This is a genomic window from Thioclava sp. GXIMD2076 (genome assembly GCF_037949795.1).
In the GTDB taxonomy this organism is placed as follows: domain Bacteria; phylum Pseudomonadota; class Alphaproteobacteria; order Rhodobacterales; family Rhodobacteraceae; genus Thioclava; species Thioclava kandeliae.
The window spans coordinates 220948-245470 of record NZ_CP149934.1 but is presented as its reverse complement, the minus strand read 5'-3'; the positions used below and the strand labels follow the sequence as shown (position 1 = coordinate 245470).

Annotated in this window: 16 protein-coding genes; 13 read left to right on the top strand and 3 right to left on the bottom strand. The window is 64.2% G+C overall.

The genetic code is table 11. The annotated features are described in order from the left end of the window. The first annotated feature begins 169 nt into the window (after positions 1 to 169). From WDB91_RS18160 to WDB91_RS18125, 8 genes are all read left to right on the top strand, one after another. On the top strand, positions 170 to 370 hold the full coding sequence (locus WDB91_RS18160; RefSeq protein ID WP_339115558.1) for a hypothetical protein: 201 nt from the start codon (positions 170 to 172) through the stop codon (positions 368 to 370). Next, entirely contained in the window at positions 367 to 4212 is a 3846-nt protein-coding gene (locus WDB91_RS18155; RefSeq protein WP_339115557.1) for an amino acid adenylation domain-containing protein, read from the top strand. The genes WDB91_RS18160 and WDB91_RS18155 overlap by 4 nt, the downstream gene beginning before the upstream one ends. Before the next feature lie 179 nt (positions 4213 to 4391). After that, positions 4392 to 6569 (top strand): TonB-dependent siderophore receptor, encoded by a 2178-nt coding sequence (locus WDB91_RS18150; RefSeq protein WP_339115556.1) that lies wholly within the window; start codon positions 4392 to 4394, stop codon positions 6567 to 6569. Between the two features lie 60 nt (positions 6570 to 6629). Beyond that, positions 6630 to 7616, top strand: a complete 987-nt coding sequence (locus WDB91_RS18145) for an iron ABC transporter permease (protein WP_339115555.1) — start codon at positions 6630 to 6632, stop codon at positions 7614 to 7616. Then, a complete protein-coding gene (locus WDB91_RS18140) occupies positions 7613 to 8605 on the top strand; it encodes an iron ABC transporter permease (RefSeq protein ID WP_339115554.1) in 993 nt (330 codons plus the stop codon). Before WDB91_RS18145 ends, WDB91_RS18140 begins: the two co-directional genes overlap by 4 nt. After that, positions 8596 to 9366 carry an ABC transporter ATP-binding protein gene (locus tag WDB91_RS18135; RefSeq protein ID WP_339115553.1) on the top strand — a complete coding sequence of 257 codons (771 nt, stop codon included), beginning with the start codon at positions 8596 to 8598 and terminating at the stop codon, positions 9364 to 9366. The genes WDB91_RS18140 and WDB91_RS18135 overlap by 10 nt, the downstream gene beginning before the upstream one ends. Before the next feature lie 9 nt (positions 9367 to 9375). Then, the gene (locus tag WDB91_RS18130) at positions 9376 to 10329 is read left to right on the top strand and encodes an ABC transporter substrate-binding protein (RefSeq protein WP_339115552.1); all 954 of its coding nucleotides are present in this window, start codon (positions 9376 to 9378) and stop codon (positions 10327 to 10329) included. A gap of 134 nt (positions 10330 to 10463) precedes the next feature. Continuing rightward, the gene (locus tag WDB91_RS18125) at positions 10464 to 13568 is read left to right on the top strand and encodes a methyl-accepting chemotaxis protein (RefSeq protein ID WP_339115551.1); all 3105 of its coding nucleotides are present in this window, start codon (positions 10464 to 10466) and stop codon (positions 13566 to 13568) included. A 737-nt stretch (positions 13569 to 14305) separates the two neighbouring features. On the opposite strand, the gene WDB91_RS18120 is transcribed toward WDB91_RS18125, so the two are convergent. The 3 genes from WDB91_RS18120 to WDB91_RS18110 all read right to left on the bottom strand — a co-directional run bounded on the left by WDB91_RS18120 (position 14306) and on the right by WDB91_RS18110 (position 17775). Further along, complete coding sequence (locus WDB91_RS18120) at positions 14306 to 14677, bottom strand: DUF1850 domain-containing protein (protein WP_339115550.1); 372 nt, start codon at positions 14675 to 14677, stop codon at positions 14306 to 14308. Beyond that, positions 14674 to 16728, bottom strand: coding sequence for a TRAP transporter permease (locus WDB91_RS18115; protein WP_339115611.1), 2055 nt, complete (start codon positions 16726 to 16728; stop codon positions 14674 to 14676). The genes WDB91_RS18120 and WDB91_RS18115 overlap by 4 nt, the downstream gene beginning before the upstream one ends. A gap of 99 nt (positions 16729 to 16827) precedes the next feature. Beyond that, on the bottom strand, positions 16828 to 17775 hold the full coding sequence (locus tag WDB91_RS18110; RefSeq protein WP_339115549.1) for a TAXI family TRAP transporter solute-binding subunit: 948 nt from the start codon (positions 17773 to 17775) through the stop codon (positions 16828 to 16830). 252 nt (positions 17776 to 18027) lie between these two features. On the opposite strand from WDB91_RS18110, the gene WDB91_RS18105 reads away from it, so the two are divergent. The 5 genes from WDB91_RS18105 (at position 18028) to WDB91_RS18085 (ending at position 24468) form a co-directional block, all read left to right on the top strand. Then, positions 18028 to 18927: a LysR family transcriptional regulator gene (locus tag WDB91_RS18105; protein ID WP_339115548.1), complete on the top strand. Its 900-nt coding sequence runs from the start codon at positions 18028 to 18030 to the stop codon at positions 18925 to 18927. Positions 18928 to 19023: 96 nt separating this feature from the next. Beyond that, positions 19024 to 20220 carry an acyl-CoA dehydrogenase gene (locus WDB91_RS18100; protein ID WP_339115547.1) on the top strand — a complete coding sequence of 399 codons (1197 nt, stop codon included), beginning with the start codon at positions 19024 to 19026 and terminating at the stop codon, positions 20218 to 20220. A gap of 9 nt (positions 20221 to 20229) precedes the next feature. Beyond that, entirely contained in the window at positions 20230 to 21408 is a 1179-nt protein-coding gene (locus tag WDB91_RS18095; protein WP_339115546.1) for a CaiB/BaiF CoA-transferase family protein, read from the top strand. A gap of 306 nt (positions 21409 to 21714) precedes the next feature. Further along, entirely contained in the window at positions 21715 to 23859 is a 2145-nt protein-coding gene (locus WDB91_RS18090; protein ID WP_339115545.1) for a methyl-accepting chemotaxis protein, read from the top strand. Positions 23860 to 24081: 222 nt separating this feature from the next. Continuing rightward, positions 24082 to 24468, top strand: coding sequence for an ester cyclase (locus tag WDB91_RS18085; RefSeq protein ID WP_339115544.1), 387 nt, complete (start codon positions 24082 to 24084; stop codon positions 24466 to 24468). Positions 24469 to 24523 lie beyond the last annotated feature (55 nt).

The following is a 24523-nucleotide window of genomic DNA, read 5'->3' as shown; positions in this document are numbered from 1 at the left end:
TCGGTCCTGCTCTCAAGACGCGCCAGCCGCTCCGGAATTCACCCCCACCGGCAAAAATAATTTTTTCGCGCGGTGTGGTGAATTTCGCGCCCCCCGTGGCGTCTAGGGAAATGACCGCCGGCCCTAAGGCTCCGCTCGGCCGCTCCGATTGCATCGAAGGACAAAGACGATGACCGATCCTCTCTCCGCGCCGCTCTGGCGTATCCTGCGCAACCATGAAGGCCGCTTCGGGCTGTCGAAGGCCCATCATCCGGTGCCCCTTGGCTGGGAGCCGGTGGGGCCCGCGCTGCCGCATGAGGCCGCCCTTGCCGATCTGCGCCAGCGCTGGAGCGATATGCGCCCCCTCGCGCTGCAGGAGGTCCGCCCATGAGCAAGGATCTTCCGTTCGAGACCATGCGCGCGCTCAGCCCGATCGAGCGCCGGATTTATGCCCATGCCCGCGTGGGCGAACTGGCGCCGTTCACCCCCGAGATGCTGGTGCTGGAATTCGATCACGATGCGCAGAAGGGGCTCGATGCGGCGCTGGCGCAGGTGCTGGCCCGCCATCCGCTCTTTACCGCACGGCTCGAGCCGCAGGCGGGCGGCGAGGTGCTGCGCCATCAGGATGGCCGGACCCTGCCCGAGCCCTGCGCGCCCGAAGACTGTCTGCCCGCGGCGCTGGCGCGGCTGACACCCGATCTCGAGACGGCCCCTGTCCGGGTGCTGGTCAGTGGGAGGCAAGATGGCGGGCGGATCGTTGCGATCCGTGCGCATCCCCTTTTGGCCGATGACGGGGTGTTCGCCTCGGTCGAAGCCGCACTCTGGGAGGCCATGGGGTCGGGCCCGGAACCGCGTGATACCGCTCCGGCGGCCCCGGCGTCTCTCGAGGACCGCCGCAGACGTCTGGCGGGATGGAAGGCGCGGCTGGCGAGCTATCCTGTCGCGCAGCTCCCCGCCATGCCCGTCGATCCCGCTATAGCCGCGCGGGCGGCGCGCTCTACGGCGCAGGCGCAATTCGACCTGCCTGCGGGGCTTGCGCCCGAGGACGTCGAGACAGCACTGGCCACGGCCCTTGGTGTCGTGCTCGGACGTTATGGCGAGGGGGAGACCGCGCTGCGTTTCGTGCTGGGGCAGGGGCCGGAGCGCTCCGTGGACCGGCAGGGCACAATCCTGCCGCTCTGTCTGGCCCCCGAGAGGATGCGTGGCTTTGGGGCGGCCTGCACTGATACCGCCCGCCGGATCACGGAGGCGCGCGCCAATGCGCTGCCCGCAGAGCTGCTGGAGCAGGAAGAGTTGGCGCGCGAGGGCGGACCGCTCGGGGCGGTAGCGCTCTATCTTCGGCCCTTGCGCGCTCTGCCGCAGGGGGTCGGGCGGCGCGCGCGTGCCATGCCACCACTGGCCGAGGAGGTGGTGATTGTGGCCGAGCCGGGCGAGGGAGTGCTGCACATGACGGCCAGCGCCGATGCCACCCGCCATACGCCGGCGCAGATCGAGGCGCTTTTGCACCATATCGGGCGGGTGCTGACGCAGGGCATGGCCGCACCCGAGGCGCCGCTTGCCCGTCTGCCGCTGCTGACGCTCCCCGAACTCGACCGGCTGTCGGCCCCCTATCCCGATACCGGCCCCATCGATCCGCGCCCGACCCACGAGATCATCGCATGCCATGCGCGTCGGACCCCCGACAAGACGGCCATCATCTGTGGTGACACGCAGCTGACCCATGCGCAGATGGAGGGGCAGGCCAATGCGCTGGCGCACCGGCTGGTGGGTCTGGGGGTCGGCGCGGATGTGCCGGTGGCGATTGCCATCGAGCGCGGGGCCGAGGCCGTGGTGGCTATTTTGGCGGTGATGAAGGCGGGTGGGGCCTATATTCCGGTCGAGCCCGACCATCCGGCGGCCCGTAACCACCATATCCTGCGCGATGCGGGGGTGCGGGTTGTGCTGACGCGCAGGCGCTATGCCGACCGTCTGCCCGAAGGGCTCGAAGCGGCGGTGCTCTGTCTCGATGATCTGAGCGACGCGCCGCGCCCCGATGCGCCGCAGGTGCGGATCCATCCCGACCAGCTGGCCTATATCATGTATACCTCGGGCTCGACCGGCAAACCCAAAGGGGTGGCCGTCGAGCATGGGCCGCTCTCGCATCACAACCAGACTACCGCGCGGGTCTACGAGATGAGCGAGGAGAGCCGCGAGCTGCCCTTCCTGCCGTTTTCCTCGGATGGCGGGCATGAGCGCTGGATGGTGCCCCTGATGATGGGGGGCTCGGTGGTGATCCCCGATGGCCCGCTCTGGACGCCCGAGCAGACGCTGGACGCGATGCGCCGCCACGGCTGCAACAATGCCTCGATCCCCACCACCTATCTGCAGCAGCTGGCAGAATGGGCCGAGGAAACGGGCAGCGCCCCACCGATGCGCCTTTATTCCTTCGGGGGTGAGGGGCTGGCGCAATCGACCTTCGATCTGTTGTCGCGCGCTCTTGGGGCCAAGACCCTGATCAACGGCTATGGTCCGACCGAGACGATCATGACGCCGATGGTCTGGAAAGTGCCTGCAGGCACACGGTTTACCGGCACCTATGCGCCTTTGGGCCGTGCGGTGGGCGACAGGCGGGCCTATGTGCTTGATGCCGAGATGATGCCCTGTCCTGCGGGCGTGGTGGGCGAGATCTATCTGGGCGGGACGGGGGTCGCACGCGGTTATGTGGGCAAGCCCGATGTCACGGCGGACCGCTTTGTGCCCGACCCGTTCGGGCCGGATCTGGATGGCAGTTCGGGCGGGCGGCTTTACCGCACCGGCGATCTGGGGCGCTGGCGCGAGGATGGCACGATCGATTTTCTGGGCCGTGTCGATCTGCAGGTGAAGATCAATGGCTACCGGATCGAACCGGGCGAGATCGAGGCCGCCCTTCTGGCCGAGCCCGAGGTGTCGGAGGCGCTGGTGCTTTTGCGCGAAGACGGCGGGCAGAAACGGCTGATCGGCTATGTGACGGGGCCTGCCACTGGCGCGGCCTCCGAGGAGCGTCTTGCGGCGGCGCTGGCGGCAAAACTCCCCGCCCACATGCTGCCCGAGGTGGTTATGGTGCTGGAACGGATGCCCACCAATCCCAATGCCAAGCTTGACCGCGCCGCCCTCCCGCTGCCCGAGGCGCGGGGACGGCCCTGTCTGGGCGTGGCCCCCGAGACAGAGGCCGAGGCACTGCTGCTGCCGCTCTGGCGCGATCTGCTGGGCCAACCCGAGATGGGCGTTACGGATGATTTCTTTGCGATGGGGGGCAAGTCGCTGCTGGCGCTCAAGGCGTTGGCAGGCATGCGCAGGCTCTGGCCAGAGACGGTGCTGACGATTGCCGATCTGTTCGACGCCCCCACGGTGCGCGCCCTCACCGCGCGGATCGGGGCGCGGGGGACCGGACGGCGGGCGATCGCCCTGCGGGCGGGCGGCACACGTCCGCGGCTCTATTGCTTCCCCGGTCTTCTGGTCTCGACCCGCGAATACCAGCGGCTGACCGATTATCTTGGCCCTGATCAGCCGGTGACGGGCTTCCTGTGCCAGTCGCTCAACGAGGAAAAGCGGCTCAATGTCTCGGTCGAGGAGGTGGTGGCCGAATATGCCGCCCATATCCGCGCCGAGGCACAGGGCCAGCCTGTGGCCTTCCTTGGCTGGTCATGGGGCGGGCTTCTGGCATGGGAGGCCGCGCGGCAATTGCAGGGCGCGGTCGATCTACGGCTGATCGGCATGGTCGATGTCTGCGATCTGGGGCCGGAATTCACTCCCGGTGTCGCGCCGCAATTCGGGGCGGGCGAGCGCGAGGCGCTCGAGGCCGATCTGGCGGCATGGCTGGCACGGACCAAGATGCGGGCGCAATGGGACCGGCTGATCGGGGCGATGGATGCCGAGACCTATGCCCAGTTCCTGCGCTTCATCGGCAACGAGGCCGAGCCCTTGCCCTTTGACGGGCCTGAAATCTCGAGCCGCGAGCACACCTTCTGGGTGCTGATCGACAATGCGCTAGTATTCCGCAGACACCGCCAGCAACCGCTCGATGTGCCGGTGGCGTCCTTCAGTGCGGGCGACAGTCTCTCGCGCGGGCTGAACCTTCTGGACTGGCGCAGGCTTAGCCCGCAGGCCACGGCGGCGCAGGTGATCGCGGGCACCAACCATCTGCGCATCATCGGCGAGACTGCTTTCCATACGCGCCTCAAGGCGCGGCTGGATCAGGCTTTCGCGGGGCTCTAGCCGCGCGTGTTGCGGGCCGGAGACACTGACGCAAAGGCAGTCCGGTCCGCAATGCTCTCGGGTGGTTGACATACCCGTGAGGCTGGATATGGTCCGCGCATCCTAGGTTGTCCCCAGGCGAGCGCTGACCTCCATGTCAGTTCCGGCGCGGTTGCGCCCTTGCTTTTGGGACATTCTTGATGACTTCTCCTCTCCATACCCCATCGCGCATGGTCCGGCCTATGGCGATTGCAGCCCTCATGGCCAGCACGGCGCTGACCCTTCTGCCGGTGCATCCGGCAATGGCGCAAGACAGCGCCGACGGGCAGAGCGCGGGCAGTGACACCTACGCCCTGCCGCCGATCATCGTGCGCGAGAACCTTGCCTATTCGGGCGCGGTCACAGGCTATCTGGCACCGGCCACCGAGACGGGCGTCAAATCCGGCGTGCCGCTGGCGGAGGTGCCGCAATCGATCACCGTTGTCACCTCGACCGAGCTCGAGGCCCGCAAGCCGCGTCAGGTCGAGGATGCGATCGCCTATTCGGCGGGAGTGAATGCCTCTACATGGGGCACCGATGACCGCTATGACCAGTTCTCGATCCGTGGCTTCGATATGGGGCCGAATGCGCTTTACCGTGACGGGTTGCCGCAGAAGGCGCTGAATTTCTCGGGCTTTACGTCAGACCCCTATATGATCGAGCGGGTCGATGTGCTGCGCGGTCCTGCGGGCGTGCTCTATGGCTCCAACGACGCAGGCGGCATGGTCAATCTGGTAACCAAGCGCCCTGTCTTCGGGCCACTGGCCGAGGTGGAGGCCAGCTATAACAGCAATGACACCGCGTCTGTCGGCTTCGATCTGGGCAATGTGCTCAACGAGAGCGGCACGCTTGCGGGGCGGCTGACGGGGCTTGTGCGTCGGGGCGAAACCGATGTGGAGGACTCGGCCAATGACCGCCAGTTCGTGGCCGGATCGCTGACCTGGGCGCCCACTGACGCCACCTCGCTCACCGTGCTGGGCCATGTGCAGCATGACAGTCTGACGCCGATCCTTATGGGGCCGATCAATGGCGAGGATATCGATCCGAGCTGGGGCAGCCTGCCGGATGACTGGCTGTTGCACGAGCCCGATTACAACGAGATGAAGACCACCCAGCAATCCATCGGTTGGGATTTCACCCATGATTTCGGCGGCGGGCTGCGGCTCAACCAGCGCCTGCGCTATGCCCATCAGGACACCGATTACCGTCAGCTCGATTATTCCTACGCGGCAGAGGAAGGGGTCTATTACTACCCGTTCCACAATGTCGAGGACGCGCGCTCGCTGGGCTTCGATACCAATCTCGAATACGGTTCGACCGTGTTTGGCGCCGAGAACAGCCTGACGTTTGGCGCCGATTACCAGCTCAGCCGTTACAAGGTGACCCAATATCTCGATGATAGCACCTATCTCGTGAGCTATGATGATCCGAGCTATGATTTCGATGTGACCGAACCGGGGCTCTCGTCGGTGACGCACTCGCGCTACGAGGAGCGCGGGCTCTATCTGCAGGACCATATGAAGTTCGATCAGGGCACCACGCTGACCTTCGGCCTGCGCCATAGCTGGTTCGAGACCAAGCAGACCGATGATCTTGCAGGCACGAGCGATACCCAGAAAGATCAGGCCACGACCTACATGATCGGGGTGACGCATGAGCTGGCCAACGGGCTGACCCCCTATGCCAGCTATACCGAGGGCTTCACCCAGAATATCGGCAAGACGATCACCGGTGCCGCACTCGATCCGTCCAAGAGCCGCCAGTTCGAGGCAGGGCTGCGCTATGCACCAAGTGCCGATCTGATGCTGAGCGGCGCGGTGTTCGACCTGCGCAAGACCAATGTGAAGGATTACGACACCACCGATCCGACATGGTCGAGCTTCTCGCAGGCCGGCGAGATCCGCTCGCGCGGGATCGAACTGGAGGCGCGGGGCCGTCTGACCCCGACGCTGCAGGGTGTGGCCAGCTATACCTATCTCGATACCGAGATCACCAAAAATGGCGATGCGAGCCTGATCGGCAATGAAAACGCGATGGCCCCGCATCACCAGATCTCGCTCTGGCTCGATCAGGACCTGTCCTCGTGGGTGGAAGGGCTGTCGGTGGGCGCGGGCGCGCGCTTCGTATCCTCTTCGTATTCGACGCAGGACAATCTGCGCAAGACGCCCGGACATACGCTGCTCGATCTGGCCGTCCATTACGAGGCGGAGCCGCTTTCGGTCGATTTCGGGGTCACCAACCTTCTGGACCGCGACTATTACGGCGTCTGCTATGACGGTTATGGCTGCGCTTTGGGCGAAGGTCGCGTGGCCACGCTGACCCTGAGCCGCACCTTTTGATCGACGACCGCCCCCTAGCCAGCCCGATTGCCAGCAAGGGACGCCCTAGCGGATATCGCCATGCGTTCTGTCTTACCTCTCCTTTTTTCCCTTTGCGCGGTCCTGATCGTGGCCGCGCTCTCGCTGTCGCTGGGAGCGCGTGTCATGCCCGTGGCCGATATCTGGCGCACCCTGACCGATTTTGATCCCGCGCGCCCCGCCGATCTTATCGTGCAGGGGCTGCGTCTGGGGCGGACGCTGACAGGGTTCACCTGTGGCGCCGCGCTCGCCGTTGCAGGGCTGCTGATGCAACAGATCAGCCGCAATCCGCTGGCCGATCCGGGGCTTTTGGGCGTCAATGGCGGCGCGTCTCTGGCGGTGGTGCTGTGTCTGTGGGCGGGAGTGGCGGGCGGGCCGGTCGCGCTGGGGCTTGTGGCCATGGCAGGGGCGGGGCTGGCGGCACTTCTTGTCTTTGCCATCGGTGGCGGCAAGGCGGCGGACAGGGCCGCGATCTTACGGCTGACCCTTGCAGGGGTGGCTGTTTCGGCGCTGGCGCTGGCGCTTGTCTCGGCCATCGTGCTGCTTGATCAGGGCACACGCGACCAGTTCCGCTTCTGGACCATCGGCTCGTTGGGGGGCGCCGATCCCGAGCGGTTCAATGTCTTGTGCTGGCCAGTGATCGCAGGTGTGGGGCTGGCGCTTTTGCTGTCACGCAAGCTCGATGCGCTGGCTCTTGGACATGCGGGGGCACGGGCCGTGGGCGTGCGGGCAGGGCCTGTCCTGCTCCTGGGTCTTGGGGCCGTAGCCCTTCTGTCGGGGGCCTCGGTGGCAATGATCGGACCGGTGGGCTTTATCGGGCTGGTGGTACCGCATCTGGTGCGCCGGTTGGTGGGGCCGCAGGTCATGGCGGGCGTGCTGGTGGCGGTCCCGCTGGGCGGGGCGGTGCTGCTGGCCTGCGACACGCTGGGGCGGGTGCTGGTCCGGCCCGCCGAGATCCAGACCGGTCTGATCCTCGCGCTGGCGGGTGGACCCTGTTTCCTCCTGCTGATCGGGAGGCTCGCGCGATGAGGGCGAAGGCGGTTCTTTCGCTGGCGCTTCTGGGGCTGGCGCTGGCGGATCTCTCGCTGGGGCGGTTCCTGTTCTCGCCCGGCGATCTGTGGGCCATTCTGGCGGCGGGGCCCGCGGGGGAGATGTGGGTGCTGCTGATCGATCTCCGCCTGCCGCGGGTCATGCTTGCGATCGGGGCGGGTATGGCACTGGGCCTCTCGGGGGCGCTCTGCCAGTCGCTCTTTCGTAATCCGCTGGCCGCGCCCGAGATGCTGGGGGTGACCGCAGGCGCCACATTCGGGGCGGTGCTGGTCATTCTGGCAGGGGCGCAGGGGATGGCGGTGACGCTCGGTGCGGGAGCAGGGGCGTTTGGCGGATTGCTGGGGCTTGTGGTTCTGGCAGGGCGGGCCTGCGGCCTGAGCCGTCTGATCCTCACAGGCGTCGGGCTCACGCTGACGCTGGGCGGTCTCACGGGACTTCTGGTGGCGCAGGCCGACGACCGGCTGGCGGGAGATGCGATCTTGTGGATGACCGGATCGCTCAACGGCAGCTACTGGGCCCGCACCGCACTTGTCTGGGCTGTGGTGCTGCCGCTGTGCGGGGCAGCGCTCTGGGCGCGTGGCGTTCTTTTGCGCCTTGAAATGGGTGACGAGCTGGCGCGTGCGCTGGGGCTCAGGGTCGCACCTGCACGGCTGGGGGTGCTTCTGATCGCCGCCATAGCGGTGGCCTCGGCGGTCGCCGTTGTGGGGCCGGTGGGCTTTGTCGGGCTGATGGCGGGACCTCTGTCCCGTGCGCTCTCGCGGCAGATGGGCGTGCGCACGAGCGGCCCCGATCTGCCAGGGGCGGCGCTGTGCGGCGCGCTGGTTCTGGTCGTAGCCGATCTGATGGTCACCGCCACGGCCCCTTGGGCACTGATGCCTGCGGGGGTGTTCACAGGCATCTTGGGCGCGCCGCTTCTGGTGGTGCTGGTCGGGCGATCCGGCCGGAAAGGAGACGGAGCATGGGCATAACTGTCGAAAATCTTGCCATTTCCTATGAGCGGCACCGGGTGCTCGACGGGATCGACCTGACGCTGCCCAAGGGCTGCGTCACCGCGATCATCGGCCCCAATGGCTGCGGGAAATCCACGTTGTTGCGCGCGATCGGCGGCCATTTGCGGCCCGAGCGGGGACGTGTGAGGATCGAGGGCGATGATCTGGTGTCACTGCCGCCCAAGGCTCTGGCGCGGCGGCTGGGGCTTTTGCCGCAGGCCCCGCTTGCGCCCGAGGGGCTGCGCGTGGGGGAGCTGGTCGCGCGCGGTCGTCTGCCGTGGCTCAGGCCGTTCCGCCCGCTTGGTCCGCTCGATCAGGCGGTGATTGCCCGTGCCATGGAGGCCACCGATATTGTCGCGCTGCGCGACAGGCCGGTCGAGGCGCTCTCGGGCGGGCAGCGCCAGCGGGTCTGGATCGCGATGGTGCTGGCGCAGGATACAGGCTGGCAGCTTTTTGACGAGCCGACCACATGGCTCGATCTGCCCCATCAGCTGGAAGTGCTGAAACTGGTGCAGGCGCTCAACCGTGCCGAGGGACGCTCGGTGGTGATGAGCCTGCATGATATCTCGCTCGCGGCCCGTTTTGCCGATCATATCGTGGCTTTGCGCGCGGGAAAGCTTGTGGCCGAAGGGCCTGCGGCGGAGGTAATCACCCCCGACACGCTGAAGCGCGTCTTCGATCTTGAAGCGGATGTGATCCCCGATCCGCGCCATGGCACACCCCTTGTCCTGCCCTATTGAGAGGTGGTTATGCTCCGTCTTGTCCTGACCGTGCTGATCTGCCTGCTGCCCCTATGCGGGCAGGCGCAGGACTATCCGCGCGAGGTGACCCACAGGCTCGGCGTCACCCGCATCGATCACGCCCCCGAGCGCATCGTGACGATCGGCTATCACGAGCAGGATTTTCTCTATGCGCTGGGGATCGCGCCGGTGGGCGTGCATGAATGGTTCGGCAACAAGCCCTATGCCAGCTGGGTCTGGGCCGATGAGCCGCGCCGCGCGCTTGGCGGGCGGCCTGCGGTGCAATATGGCTACGAAATCGATATCGAATGGGTCTATGCCCAGAAACCCGACCTGATCATCGCAAGTTTCTATAACCTGAGCCCCTCGCTCTATCACGCGCTGTCGCAGATCGCGCCGGTCATCACGGGGCCTGCGGGCGAAGATGTGTGGAGCGTGCCATGGACCGACGAACTGCGTCTGATCGCGCGGGCTACAGCGCGCGAGCCGCAGGCGGAGGCGGTGATCGCGCAGATCGAAAACCGGATCAGCCGCATCGCGCAGGCCAATCCTGCCTTCCGTGGGCAACAGGCCACGACCGGTTTCTATGCCTCCGACCATTTTGTGGGCTATGACGGGCGATCGGGCGCGAATGCCCTTCTCCAGCAGCTAGGCTTCGTGCAGCCGCCTGTTTTCGACGCGCTGGCACAGTCGACCGGCCAGTTCTCGGTGAGCCGCGAGCGTATCGATCTGTTCGATCGTGATGTGGTGCTGTGGCTGGTGGATCCGGCAAGTGCGGACGCGATCCGGCAGATGCCGCTCTACCGTGCGACACGTCTGGCCCGCGACGGGCGCGCGATCTGGGCCGATCCGGATCTGGCAGCGGCGCTCTCGTTCATGACGCCGCTCTCCATACCCTATGCGCTGGATCGGCTGGAACCGCTTTTGCAGGCGGCCACAAGGCAGCGCGACCCGGGGCCTTGAAGGCAAATCCTCCTTGTCCGGCGGCTCCGCCCGGCCGCCCTGCTCTATCTGCTCGATACCGATTCTTTACAGGTGACATATAGAGAGGACTGCAGCGCTTTCGGGAGGCGCGTGCGTGCATTTGGAGGAATGCTATGTCGTTGACGAGGAATCTGAGTATATCGGTCAAGCTGCCACTCATCATAATGGCGCTCGTGTTACTATCGGTTTCCTTTGTCTCAGTGCTTACGGGGCAGATCGTTCTTCAAAGATTGGGGGACGAGGCGACAGAGCGGTTGACCGCGGATGTAAAAGACCGTGCCAACCGTCTCGAGGTGTTTTTCGACCGGGCAGCGCTGGATATCGCCACAGCTGCCGCGGCGAACGAGACCACGCTGAGCCTGACGGATTTCAGTATGGTCTGGGGAATGATGGCCGCGAACGAGGAGATGGATCCGGCGCAGATCCTGACCAAGGCTTTCGTAACCGATAATCCCTATCCGGCGGGTGAGCGTGACAAGCTCGATACACCCACCGAGCGGGTGAATGATTTCAGCTATTCCGGACTTCACGAGCTCCATCATCCCGGTTTCCGCTCGATGATCGAGGTCTATGGCTATTACGATGTTTTCCTGGTCGATATGCAAGGGAATGTCATCTATTCCGTTGCAAAAGAAACCGATTTTGCCACAAACCTCGAAAGCGGGCCCTATAGCGAGACGGGGCTTGCGGAAGTGTTCCGCGCCGCAAGAGATCTCGAACAGGGCAGCGTTGCGTTCTCGGATTATTCCTTCTACGCCCCCTCGAACGAGATGCCTGCCGCTTTTATCGGCTCTCCGGTCATCGATCCGGGCGGAAACAGGCTCGGTGCCATCATATACCAGCTTCCGACGGATCAGATCGAAGCAATTGTAAATAATCCCAACGGGTTGGAGGAGACGGGGCAGGCCTATATCGTCGCGCCTGACGGGATATTGCGCTCGGAGCTGCGGTTCTCGGATACACCTGCATTGCTGACGCGCCGGGTCGATAGCATTCCGGTTCAGGATGCGTTGGCGGGCCAGACGGGCGCGATCGAGAGCGGAGCGCTCGATGGTCATCCGGCCTTTATCGCCTTTACCCCCGTGCAGGTCTTTGGGCAGACATGGGCAATTGTTGTCGAGAAGGGCGCGGACGAGGTTCTGGCAACCCAGCGCTACGCGGAGAAGATCCAGCTCATCCTCGTGCTGTGCGTATTGCTTGTCTCGGTGGTCGTGGCCATGCTCGTCTCCCGTAGCGTGACCAGACCACTTGGCCGTGCCTCCACCGCGATGCAGGCGATCAGCTTGGGGAATTATGCGACCGAAGTCCCCGATACCCGACGCGGCGACGAGATCGGCAAGATGGCCTGCGCGCTCGAGCAGTTCCGCACGGAGCTTGCAGCGGCGCAAGCGGCCAATGTGGAGAACCGGTATCGCAGTGCCGCGTTTCAGGCCTCCGCATCGGCCATGATGGTCGTCGATCATGATCTCAAGGTGTTTTTTGCCAATGCCGAGATCCACAACCTGCTGCGGCGCTCGGCAGGAGCCATCGCCGGGCATGGGGACGCGTTCGACCCCGACGACATTATCGGCACGCCGATCGGGATGTTTTTCTCGGAAGAGGAGCGCAAAACCGTTCTGGCCGCGCTTTCGGATCCATCGCAACTCCCATGTCAGCTGCAAGTAAAGTTGGGCGAGAGCCGTTTGCAGGTCAAGCTGTCGACTGTCGAGGACGGGCAAGGCGAGACGATCGGGTTCATTGTCGAATGGGCGGATGTGACAGAGTCCTATCTGAATGCCGCAGTTCTGGGCGCGCTGGACAAAAGCCAGGTCGTAGCCAGTTTTTCTCCCGATGGTGTGCTGACATCAGGCAACGCGCAAATGTTGCGATCCTATGGCATAACCGAGGCGGATATACCCGCCATGCCGCGATTGCAGGACGCCGCGCCGGAGCTTGCAGAGGTCTACCGGAAGCTACAGTCAGGCGAGCCGGTGCTCGATGTCTTCCCCGGCCCGCCCGGACCCAATGGTAAATCGGTCCTGATCGAGGGGATATTTGCGCCGGTGCAGGACGAGACCGGAAATATCATACGTCTGATGTTGATCGGCAAGGATATCACAGAGGCCCGGCATGCCCTGACGCAGGCGACGGCCGCGCGGGCGCAGATGCAGGCGGCACAGGAGAGTGTCGTCCATGCACTCCGTAACGGGTTGAAAACGCTTGCGGATGGCGATCTAACCACCCGTATAGAGCAGTCTTTCGATATGGAATACGAGGGACTGCGTTCGGATTTTAACGAGGCGCTGCGCAAGCTGGAAACCGCCATGCAGGTCGTGCGCGAAAATTCGGTCCGCATCACCGGCGATGCGGCCGAGATCTATTCGGCGGCGAATGATCTTTCGCAACGCAGCGAACGGCAGGCGGCAACACTCGAAGAGACCGCCACGGCGCTCGACGAGCTGACGATCTCGGTCCGGTCTTCGGCCGAGGGGGCAAAGCACACCAGCCAACTGGTTGAGGGCGCGCGCGATCATGCCGAGAAATCCGGCGCCGTGGTGCAGGAGGCGGTCGAGGCGATGGGCGAGATCGAGCACTCGTCCGAGCAGATCAACAAGATCACCGGAATGATCGACGATATCGCGTTCCAGACAAACCTCCTCGCGCTGAATGCCGGGGTCGAGGCTGCGCGGGCAGATGATGCCGGTCGAGGTTTTGCGGTGGTGGCCTCGGAAGTCCGGGCACTGGCGCAAAGATCGTCGGAGGCCGCGCGGGATATCAAAGGCTTGATCTCGTCTTCGGAGCTACAGGTGAAACGTGGTGTCGAACTTGTCTCGCAGGCGGGGGCCGCTCTGGAGAAAATCGTGTCGAGCGTGGCGGAGATCAGCGTCAATGTAAGTGCCATCGCAACATCTTCGGGCGAACAATCGGTAGGGCTCGCCGAGGTGAATGAGGCGGTCAACCAGCTGGATCAGGTCACACAGGAAAATGCCGCACGGTTCGAGGAAACAACCGCCGCAACCCATGCGCTGACACAAGAGACCGAAACTCTGTCCCAGACGATCGCGATGTTCAAAGCCGGCCCGAAAACCGCCGCCGGGGGAGTGATGCAGCAGCCCAAACCGGTAGATGCCACACATCGTGAACCGGTCCCGACAGTTCCGCGACAGGTCCGGCCTGCCGAAGCCCGTCGCGCAGCTGCAGCATCCGTCAAGATGGCTGACGGTTGGGATGAGTTCTAGTCCGGTGGCGAGATCGGCAAGGTCCTCTGCACCATTACGAAGCGAGAAGAAACGGAGCACCTATGACCGGTCCACGTGATGGCCGCCCCCAGCCGGAAGCGTCCCGTGCCCTGCATCAAGGCAGGATAGAAGCACAAGCGCTCCGGCGGTATCATGCCAGAACTCGAGATATGTCGGCGCAAAAGCGGAAATATCGGGCTTCCGGCCATCTGTCGCGATACGCGATTCATGGATCTTTATCGAAGAGCGGAGGATGAGAGGGTCACTCGACAGCCAGCACTTCCCATGAAGGCTTAAACTTTTCGGAAGGTGGGCTTGCGCATGCCGGATCATGATGAGCGCGCGCCGGGTCTCACTGCGCGCCACTCGCCGCATGGGACATGCCGCCAATATCTTCGATATTCACCCTAACGTCATCCAAAGCCTCGAGCAGTCGGGCCGCCCGTGTAGCCCCCCACGTCACGGGGCGCGCGGGGGGTGCGTAACGGAACGACGTTTCGAATTTGCGTTGATCGATAATCCGGAGAGTTGCGACGGCGGCACCCGATGATCTCGCCAAGCACGCTTGCAGCAAAAGAGCGACGGGTCGGCCCGGACCTCGCGCGGGACACCGATCCCGCGGGCCAGCCTGGCGAGAGGAGGTGTTTGGCCAGACCTTTGCTGGCGATTGCCCCCCCACACGATCAGACCGGGCCGCAGCAGCTCCGGCCCAAATGCGGCAGCAGGGCGGACCGGTATTACCCTGCTCTGGAACAGGGGACAACCTGCACAGGTTGGCCGGAGAAGGCGCCGAGATCCACACATCCGGCGCCGCATAGCCGCCATGCCGAGGGGGTCTTGCCGGAGGCGGCAAGGACCAGCGCGGGCACCGGTGGCAGATCGGGGTGCCAGACCCACCAGCCCTCCTCGAAATGCCCCCCGTCACCCGGTTCCATACCGGCGCCCGAGCCTTTGACCGCCGCCTGCGTCAGATACAGGCGGTCGTCCGTGGTGATCTCCCATGTCTCGCGCCAGTCCTCGCGTTCGACCGAATGGGTCCATTCCAGCGTGAAGCTGCCGCCGGTGCCAAGGGCGATCATCATCGCCCCCGCCATCAGACAGCCGCTCATGCCGACACCGGAGCCTTGCGCCGCCACAGGAGCAGCCCGAAGAGGGCGGCGAGGGCAAAGCCCGCCTCATCGGTCACGGGCAGGGCCGCCACCAGCGTGAAGGCCGCAGCCACCGCGATCAGCCGCTCCCAGAGCGCCAGCCGCCGCCCCAGCCAGCCGATAACGCAGGCCCCCCAGAGCGCCAGCGCGATCAGCGCCTTGAGCACGATATAGGCGACCGCGGGCCAGTAGCCGATGGTTCCCGCCAGCGCACCGCCATCCTGCAGCATCAGCGCGGGCGTATAGACGGCCATGAACGGCACCACGAAGCCCGCAGCCGCCACCTTGATCGCCTCGAAGCTGATCTTCAGCCCGCTTTCCTTGGCAATTGGCGAGGCGGCAAAACAGGCCAGCGCGACCGGCGGCGTCAGATCGGCCAGAATGCCGAAATAGAAGACGAACATATGGCTCACGATCAGCGGCACGCCCAGATCGAGGAGCGCGGGGCCGGCGATCGAGGAGGTGATGATATAATTGGGGATTGTCGGTATGCCCATCCCGAGGATGATACAGGTGATCATGGTCAGCACGAGGCTGAGGAAGAGGCTGTTCTGGCCGACCGAAACGATGAACTGGCCGAAGGTATTGGCTGCCCCCGTCAGGGTCATCACCCCGATGATAACCCCGACCAGCGCACAGGCGATGCCAACGGGCAGGGCGGTCTTGGCCCCGTCGGCGAGGCTGTCGCGACAGACCGCCAGCGTTTCGCGCCCGCCCTTGAAGGCCGCGCAGGCCGCGATCAGCACCGCCAGAACCAGCAGGAGCGCATGGATCCCGAAGCTGAAGAAGGCCGAGGCCGCAAGCCCGAGCACGATCCAGAAAATCACCCGGATCCCCGTTGACCCCATGCCCATGGCGATGGCCGCGCCGAGGATCAGCATACCGGTCAGCGCAAGCCCGATGGTGCCCGCAAATAACGGCGTGTAGCCCGAGAAGAGCAGCCACACCAGAACGGCGAGCGGAAGGATCAGATACCAGCCCTCTTTCAGCGCCTTGCGGGCCGAGGGCATCTCCTCGGGCGAGAGGCCGCGCAGGTCGCGCTTTCCGGCCTCCAGATGGACCATCCAGAATGCTCCTGCAAAATAGAGGATGGCAGGCACCAGCGCGGCCTTGACGACCTCGACATATTGCACGCCGAGCGTCTCGGCCATGATGAAGGCCACAGCGCCCATGACCGGTGGCATGATCTGCCCGCCCATCGAAGCGGTGGCCTCGACGCCTCCGGCAAAGGCCGCACGGTAGCCGAAGCGCTTCATCAGCGGGATGGTGAACTGGCCAGTGGTCACCACATTGGCAACGCCCGAGCCCGAGATCGTGCCCATGAGCCCCGAGGACAGCACCGAGACCTTGGCCGCGCCTCCCATCCTGTGGCCAACCAGCCCCAGAGAGACATCGGTGAAGAGTTTGATCATGCCCGCTTTTTCAAGGAACGAACCAAAGAGGATGAAAAGGAAGATATAAGTCGCAGAGATATAGGTGGGGATGCCGTAGATCCCTTCGGTGCCATAGGCGATCTGCTCGACCACCTGCTCGAAGGCATAGCCGCGATGGTTGAAGGGCGAAGGCAGATGCTGGCCGAACAGCGCATAGGCCATAAAGAGCCCGCAGATGACCGGCAGGGCCGGTCCCATCAGCATCCATGCGGCAATGAAAACGGTAAGCACCGCCATGCAGCCGAAGACGAGATCGGCGGGCAGGGGATCGCCCGCGCGCATGAGGAGCGGCGTATATTCGACCCATTGATAGGCTGCGACCGCAACACCGGCTGCGGCAAGAAGCCAGCAGAGCCCGCGCAGCGGTGCACCCCAGCCGCGCCCGAGCGCCAGAAGCGGAAATCCGAGCGCCATCAGGAAGCCCACATGCACCGCCCGCATCACCTGGCTCGGCAGGTCGATGATATGGGCCGCGATGGAGATCTGGTAGAGCGAGAAGGCCACCGCCAGCCAGAAAAGGAAACGCCCCGTCCGCCCCGGCGGAAAGCGAGACGCCAGCGGGTTATGCAATTCGGCCATAGCTTCGGCCCGGCCCTGTTCGGCCGTCATATGTCCGGTCATGTTGTCCTCCCGTCCTGCGGACAGCCCGACAGGTGCCGGACCGCCGCAAGGGTCCGCTTAGAGCAGGCCCTGTTCCCTGTAGTATTTCTCGGCGCCCGGATGCAGCGGGATCGGGGAGTTCTTGATGGCGTTCTGGATGTCGATGCCACCGGCTGCGGCATGCGCGGCCTTGAGCTGGTCGAGATTCTCGAACAGCAGCTTGGTCATCTGATAGGCCAACTCGTCCGACACATTGGTGCTGGTGACGAGAATATTGGTGATCGCCAGCGTCGGAATATCCGCGTCCTGACCCGGATAGGTGCCTGCGGGGATCACACCTGCCGCATAGGGCGCCCCCAGCGTATCGGCCACCTCGGCGGGGATCGAGACATAGGTCACATCCTGCGTCGAAGACAGATCCTTGAGCGCCGCCGAGCCGAGACCCGAGCTTTGCAGGGTCGCGTCGAGCTGGCGGTTCTTCATCAGTTCTACCGATTCCGCGAAGGGCAGATACTCTACCTTGCCAAGATCGTCATAGCTCATGCCAAGCGCGCCGAGGATCTTGCGGGCATTGACCTCCGTGCCCGATTTGGCCGCGCCCACCGACACGGATTTGCCAGCCAGATCCTTGACCGTGATCGCGCCGGCCTCCGCCGCTGCGGCGATCTGGATATAGTTGGGATAGATCGCCGCGATGGCGCGCAGCTTGTCGAGCGGCTTGTCGAACCCGACATCGGCATTGCCGTCATAGGCATCCTTCACGGAATCGCCGAGCGCGAAGCCGATCTCGCCGCGGCCCTGCTGCAGCAGGTTCAGGTTCTCGACCGAGGCTTTGGTCGATTGCACCTGCGCGCGCGCATCGGGGATGTTCTTGGCGTAGATATCGGCCATGGCAACGCCAAGCGGATAATAGACACCCGAGGTGCCGCCCGTCAGCACATTGATGAATTCCGTGGCCATAACGGCAGGCGCGGAAATAGCGAGGCTCCCGGCGATCAGCGCGCCGAGCCCGAAGGTCTTGATCATGATGGTCCTCCCAAAGACATATCCGCAACAGAGCACCCTCCCGTGATGTCGCGAATGAAGGAACTATGGGCAAGCGATCCGCGCGGGGCAAGTGGCTATGGCCGTTCCTTGGCAAACTAATTCGTCCAGGCTTGTGGCATATCTGTGCCGGAGCGCCCGCAGGGCGGCCTGTGGCCTGTGGCGCGCGGAGTTGACAGCGCAGCGTCAATGGCGTCACTCTTTTGCACGACAGTCATGCAAGAGTGGAATGATATGCGACGGCGGCGGTTTCTTCCCTCCCTGAAAACCCTGACCGCCTTTGATGCGGTCCTACGCCACCGGAGCGTAACCCATGCCGCAGAAGAGCTGAACCTGACGCAAAGCTCGGTCAGCCGGCTTGTCTTCTCGCTCGAGGAGCAGCTCGGCAAGGAATTGTTCACCCGCGAAAGACGCCGCCTGATCCCCAATGCCGTGGCGCTGACCTATCACAAGGATATCGCGCGCGTGCTCGATATCCTCGAACGCGCAAGTATGGCGGTTGTGGCCAATCCGCATGGCGGCACGCTCTCGCTTGCGGTGCTGCCAACCTTTGCCACCCGCTGGCTCGGGCCACGTCTGGGCGCGTTTCTGACGGCGCATCCGGGCATCTCGGTCAATCTCTCGACGCGGATAGGGCGTGTGGATTTTTCAGGGGAAGCCTTTGATGCAGCAATCTATTTCGGTCTTCCGGACGAGGCTGGCACGCGCTGCCTGAAGCTTCTGGACGAAAGAATGACCGCCTGTGTCTCGCCCGCATTCGCGGCGCGGCATGCGATGGGGCGGGCCGAGGATCTGGGCCGCCTGCCGCTCCTCAAGCTGGAATCACGCCCCCATGCCTGGGCGGACTGGTTTGCCGCGCAGGGTGCGGCACCACAGGAGGGCGAGGGGATGCTGATGGACCAGTTCTCGATGATGATCCAGGCCGCGATCTCGGGGCTGGGGATCGCGCTCCTGCCGGACTATCTGGCACAGGCCGAGATCGCGAGCGGTCGCCTACAGGCGGTCCTGCAACCGGCGGTTCCGGTGCGTGGCGCCTATTGGCTGGCCTGGCCCGAAAGCCGTAACGAGACCCCGCCGCTCACGGCGTTCCGCTCATGGCTCGCGACGCAGGGGGAGGACTATTCCATGCAGTGACTGCATGGATATATGCGCAAATTTCGTTTTGCCAGCAACAGACCGCCTGCTAGCCTCCTCTGGACGTTCCTTCTTGCTTCCATCCGGAGACATCTCATGGCCGCTTCCCACAAGGGTATTCCCTATAACTGGTCCGATCCGTTCCTCTTCGACGAACAGCTGGGTGAGGAGGAACGGATGATCAGCGCGGCCGCACGGGCCTTCTGTCAGGACCGTCTGGCGCCCCGCGTGGAACAGGCCTATCTGGACGAGCACACCGATCCCGAGATCTTCCGCGAGATGGGCGAAAGCGGACTTCTGGGGGTCACGGTGCCTGAGGAATATGGCGGCGTGGGGGCCTCCTATGTGGCCTACGGGCTTGTGGCCCGCGAGGTGGAGCGCATCGATAGTGGCTATCGCTCGATGATGTCGGTGCAATCCTCGCTCGTGATGTTTCCGATCCTTGCCTATGGTTCTGAAGCGCAAAAGCGCAAATACCTGCCGCACCTCGCCGCCGGCACGATGATCGGCTGTTTCGGCCTGACCGAACCCGATGCGGGATCGGACCCGGCAGGCATGAAGACCCGCGCCATCAGGACCGAGGGCGGCTACCGGCTCACCGGATCCAAGATGTGGATCTCGAACAGTCCGATCGCCGATATCTTCGTGGTCTGGGCCAAATCCGAGGCCCATGGCGGCAAGGTGCGCGGCTTTATTCTCGAAAAAGGCATGAAGGGCCTCTCGGCCCCCAAGATCGCGGGCAAGCTGAGCCTGCGCGCCTCGATCACCGGCGAGATCGTGATGGAGAATGTGGAGGTGGGCGAGGAAGCACTCCTTCCGGGGGTCGAGGGGATGGGCGGGCCGTTTGGCTGCCTCAACCGTGCGCGCTACGGCATTGCATGGGGGGTGATGGGCGCAGCCGAGGACTGTTTCATCCGCGCGCGCCAATACGGGCTCGACCGGCACCAGTTCGGCCGCCCGCTCGCCGCGACCCAGCTCTACCAGAAAAAACTCGCCGATATGCACAGCGAGATCACACTGGGGCTTCAGTCTTGCCTGCGTGTAGGCCAGCTGTTCGACGAGGGCCGTTTTGCCCCCGAGATGATCTCGCTGATCAAACGCAATAATTGCGGCAAGGCGCTGGATATCGCCCGTATGGCCCGCGACATGCATGGCGGCAACGGTATCCAGATCGGCTATCATGTGATGCGCCACGCCCAGAATCTCGAGACGGTGAATACCTATGAGGGAACGCATGACGTGCATGCCCTCATCCTCGGGCGGGCGATCACCGGTCTTCAGGCCTTCAGCTGAGGGGGCGTCATGCCACAGGATGCGCCACTCAAGGGGCTCAAGGTCGTCGAACTGGCGCGGATTCTGGCCGGTCCGTGGATCGGCCAGACGCTTGCCGATCTGGGCGCGGAGGTGATCAAGGTCGAGGCGCCCGAGGGCGATGACACCCGCCGCTGGGGCCCGCCCTTTGTGGAGCGGCCCGACGGGGCAGGGGGCACCGAAGTGACGGCTGCCTATTTCCATGCCGCCAACCGTGGCAAGCGCTCGGTCACCTGCGATTTTACCGATGCGGGGGATCTGGCGCGGCTCAAGGCGCTGATTGCCGGAGCCGACGTCGTGATCGAGAACTTCAAGGTTGGCGGGCTTGCGAAATTCGGGCTTGATTATCCCAGCCTGAGCGCGATGAACCCGCGCCTCGTTTATGCCTCGATAACGGGGTTTGGCCAGACCGGACCACGCGCGGCGCAGCCCGGATATGATTTTCTCGTTCAGGGAATGTGCGGGATCATGGACCTGACCGGCGCGCCCGAGGGCGAGCCGCAAAAGGTAGGGGTGGCTTGGATCGATATCTTTACAGGCCTTTATGGCGTGATCGGCATTCAGGCGGCGCTGGCCGAGCGCGCGCGCTCGGGGCTTGGCCAGCATGTCGATCTGTCGCTTCTAGATTGCGGCGTAGGGGTTCTGGCCAATCAGGCGACGAATTTTCTCCTTGGAGGCGTCACGCCCACACGGCTTGGCAATGCCCATCCCAATATCGTGCCCTATCAGGTCTTTCCCGCATCCGACGGGCATCTGATCATTGCCTGTGGCAATGACCGGCAATTCGCCGCGCTCTGCCGAGCGCTCGATCTCGGGCCGCTCGGGACCGACCCGCGCTATGGCAGCAATGCCCAGAGGGTGGCGCATCGCGAGACGCTCTGTGCGCTGATCGCGGATCGAACGGCACAGGCGGAGAAAGCGCACTGGATCTCGGCTCTCGAAGGGGCCGGCGTGCCTGCTGGCCCGATCAACAGCGTGCCGGAGGCGCTTGATGAGCCGCAGATCCTCCAGCGGGGGATGCGGATTGCGCCCGAGGGCATAGCGGGCCTGCGCACGCCCATCTGCTTCTCGCGCAGCACGCTCTCATTGAGCCATGCGGCCCCGAAGCTCGGGTCGGGCGACGGGGCGTTCGGGTGTGGGCTGACGGAGGTTTCGGAAGACAGCAAATAAGATCCGCCTCGCCCTAACCGGTAGCCGCTCCACCGCCCTGTCTCATTCTGACAGGAGACAAGGGCTCATATATCTCAAACTTTAGATGAAGACTGCCGTCCGTGTGCCTGATCTTCATACTTTATTCGACTTTGCGCCCTTAATCGTGAGCAAGGCGACTATGTATTTGAGAGTGAAATGAGAGATAAGTTCCGGACCGTATCTGGTAAGCTCCTGTTGGCAGCGGGGGCTGCTATCTCCGCTATTTTGTTGGCATATACCGCCTTCAATGGCTGGCAGACCTCCGCACGCGTCAAAAGTCAGGTGATGGATCTTGCAATCCATAAAGCCGCATGGGCGGCAGAGCAGGTCGGAGGCTCCCTCACGCAGGCGACCTCCGCAGCGACAGCCCTCTCGGGGCTGCTCGAGGGCTATTTCGACCATGGCGGGGGCGAGACGACGCAGGTGATCGACATGCTGCAGGACGTCTCGCTACAATATGAAAACCTCTATTCCTCTTGGATGTCGGGGATGCCGGACGGGTCGACAGATGCGTTCGTGACAGGCGGCGAAGGCCGAAACGAGGCGGGGATCTTCACCCCCTACTGGACGAAAAACGAACAGGGCACGGTCGATCTGATCACCTTCCCCGTCGATACGGATGCGGAATGGTTCAAGGCGCCGGTCGAGGAGAACCGCCCCATTGCAACAGAACCCTACAGGGCTGTGGATGGAACTCTGATGACGTCGATTGCCGTGCCGGTCCATCATGATGGCCGGACGATCGGGGTGGCGGGTGTAGATATCACCTTGGGCAAGCTGGATGCGCTTCTACGCCAGATGAAGACCTTCGAGGGCGGCCGGATGATGCTGGTCGATGCCGGTGCCAAATGGGTGGTTGGCGAGGACGAGAGCCAGCTGATGTCGGTCTATGACGCGCCGGGCAGTGACCTTGTCCGCGATGCACTCTCGGATGGCCAGCCGCGTGTCATCACGGGGTTCGAGGACGGGCGCACCCGCCTTGTCATGCCTTTTACCGCCCCGGGTATGAACCGGACTTGGGCGACCATCCTCGATGTGCCCAAGGCCGTCTTCGCGGCGCCGGTGATCAGCCAGCTGCTGTCTGCCGCATTGGGTGGGGCGCTTATCTTGCTTCTGGCGTTGGGAGTGATCGGCGCGGCCGCATCGCGTCTGGTGCGCCGGCCGCTTGCCGGGATGCTGGCCTCGGTCGATGATCTGGCGGCGGGGCACTATAGCGCACCGGTTCCGGGCACGCGCGGGCGTGACGAGATCGGCGCGATGGCACGTTCGGTCGAGACCCTGCGACTGGGTCTGATCGAGAAAACGGAGCTGGAGGCCGAGCAGGCCCGCATGCGCGAGGAGGCCGAGGCGGCCCAACAGGCGCGGCTCGCGGAAGAGGCGCGCCAGCGGGACGAGGCCGAGGCCCTTCGTCTTGCGCAGGCCGAAGCCGAAGCCCGTGCCGAGGCGGAAGCCCGCGAAGCGCGTGAGCGCGCCGAAGCGGAGAAATCCGCCCGTGCACGGGAATTGTCGCAGGTCGTGGATAGTCTGGCCGGCGGGCTGCGTGCCCTCTCCAAGGGCAATCTCGATGTCACCCTTCAGGAGCGCTTTGCCGAGATCTACGACCCGCTGCGGATCGATTTCAATGACACGGTCCGGCATCTGACCGAGCTGGTCTCCTCGATCAGCCATGCGACACAGGAGATCAATGGCGGATCGCACGAGATCGCCCGCGCGACGAGCGATCTGTCCCAACAGACCGAGACGAGCGCCGCCACGCTGGAGCAGACCGCTGCAGCGCTCAACGAACTGACGGTGTCCGTGCGCTCGGCGGCCGAGAGCTCGCATCATGCCGACGGATTGGTGCGCGATGTCTCGCAAAAGGCCAGCGCCTCGATGTCGGTGGTCGAGAATACGGTCCTCGCGATGGAACAGATCAGCGCCTCGTCCTCGCAGGTGTCCAAAATCATCGATGTTATCGACGACATCGCGTTCCAGACCAACCTTCTGGCCCTGAATGCCGGTGTGGAAGCCGCCCGTGCGGGCGATGCCGGACGGGGCTTTGCGGTGGTGGCCTCCGAGGTGCGCGAACTGGCGCAGCGCTCGGCCAATGCGGCCCGCGAGATAAACGATCTGATCATGAAATCAGGCGATCAGGTGACCAACGGCGTGACGCTTGTCAGCCAGACCGGCGAAGCCCTGCGTGACATACTCGAGAGCATCAAGGTCGTCTCGGTCAATGTCGGAGATATCGCGGCGTCGGCAGATGAGCAGTCCTCGACCATTGGCGAGATCAATACCGCAGTCAACCAGCTCGATCGCGCCCAGCAGCGCAATGCCGCAGCCTTCGAGGAAACCACCGCCGCCTGCACCGCGCTGAACCGGCAGGCTCATGATCTGGCAGGGCTGGTCGGCCAGTTCCGCCTGTCCGAGGAGCACCGCCGCGTCGCCTGACGGTGCAGGGGCACAGGGGCGCGGCTGTTGCGACGGCCGCGCCATTATCGCCGCGCTTTCCGCTTCGGGGACCGGATCGCCTTGTTCATGCGGTGCTCGTGCATGATGCTGTCCGAGGGGATCTGGCTATCGGAAGGGGGGCAGGCAAAAGCCCGCCCCAGCTTCTGCTTGCCCTCACAGGCCCACGGGCTAGCTGCCGACAAACGACGCATGCGGGGGGAGATGACACGAGAAGAGATCATGGTGGCCTATCGGGCCTATATCGCGTGCCTGAACGGGCGGGACTGGCAGGATCTCCACCAGTTTGTTGGCAAGGACGTGATCTATAACGGAACCCGCATCGGGCTGGAGGGCTATGCAGGGATGCTCGCTGCGGATGTTCGCGCGATCCCCGACCTTCAGTTCACGATCGCCGCGCTCGTCTGCGACCCACCCGTGATCGCTGTCCGGCTCGCCTTTGACTGCTCTCCGGTGGGGGATCTCTTCGGGCTGGCAGTGAATGGAAAGCAGGTGCGCTTCGACGAGCATGTCTTTTACGAATTTCACGATGGCCGGATCCAGAAGGTCTGGTCGCTGATCGACAAGGCCGCCATCGCCGCACAGATATGACACAGCGCGGGAGGGCCTCCCGCGCGCACCATCCCTGACAGATCGAGGACACCGC

What these genes read in the sequence shown, in the direction of transcription:
- WDB91_RS18145 (WP_339115555.1), top strand. Translation starts at nt 6,630, where the DNA reads ATGCGTTCTGTCTTACCTCTCCTTTTTTCCCTTTGCGCGGTCCTGATC.
- WDB91_RS18105 (WP_339115548.1), top strand. Translation starts at nt 18,028, where the DNA reads ATGCGACGGCGGCGGTTTCTTCCCTCCCTGAAAACCCTGACCGCCTTT.
- WDB91_RS18140 (WP_339115554.1), top strand. Translation starts at nt 7,613, where the DNA reads ATGAGGGCGAAGGCGGTTCTTTCGCTGGCGCTTCTGGGGCTGGCGCTG.
- WDB91_RS18100 (WP_339115547.1), top strand. Translation starts at nt 19,024, where the DNA reads ATGGCCGCTTCCCACAAGGGTATTCCCTATAACTGGTCCGATCCGTTC.
- WDB91_RS18160 (WP_339115558.1), top strand. Translation starts at nt 170, where the DNA reads ATGACCGATCCTCTCTCCGCGCCGCTCTGGCGTATCCTGCGCAACCAT.
- WDB91_RS18150 (WP_339115556.1), top strand. Translation starts at nt 4,392, where the DNA reads ATGACTTCTCCTCTCCATACCCCATCGCGCATGGTCCGGCCTATGGCG.
- WDB91_RS18125 (WP_339115551.1), top strand. Translation starts at nt 10,464, where the DNA reads ATGTCGTTGACGAGGAATCTGAGTATATCGGTCAAGCTGCCACTCATC.
- WDB91_RS18120 (WP_339115550.1), bottom strand. Translation starts at nt 14,677, where the DNA reads ATGAGCGGCTGTCTGATGGCGGGGGCGATGATGATCGCCCTTGGCACC.
- WDB91_RS18115 (WP_339115611.1), bottom strand. Translation starts at nt 16,728, where the DNA reads ATGGCCGAATTGCATAACCCGCTGGCGTCTCGCTTTCCGCCGGGGCGG.
- WDB91_RS18135 (WP_339115553.1), top strand. Translation starts at nt 8,596, where the DNA reads ATGGGCATAACTGTCGAAAATCTTGCCATTTCCTATGAGCGGCACCGG.
- WDB91_RS18130 (WP_339115552.1), top strand. Translation starts at nt 9,376, where the DNA reads ATGCTCCGTCTTGTCCTGACCGTGCTGATCTGCCTGCTGCCCCTATGC.
- WDB91_RS18085 (WP_339115544.1), top strand. Translation starts at nt 24,082, where the DNA reads ATGACACGAGAAGAGATCATGGTGGCCTATCGGGCCTATATCGCGTGC.
- WDB91_RS18155 (WP_339115557.1), top strand. Translation starts at nt 367, where the DNA reads ATGAGCAAGGATCTTCCGTTCGAGACCATGCGCGCGCTCAGCCCGATC.
- WDB91_RS18090 (WP_339115545.1), top strand. Translation starts at nt 21,715, where the DNA reads ATGGATCTTGCAATCCATAAAGCCGCATGGGCGGCAGAGCAGGTCGGA.
- WDB91_RS18110 (WP_339115549.1), bottom strand. Translation starts at nt 17,775, where the DNA reads ATGATCAAGACCTTCGGGCTCGGCGCGCTGATCGCCGGGAGCCTCGCT.
- WDB91_RS18095 (WP_339115546.1), top strand. Translation starts at nt 20,230, where the DNA reads ATGCCACAGGATGCGCCACTCAAGGGGCTCAAGGTCGTCGAACTGGCG.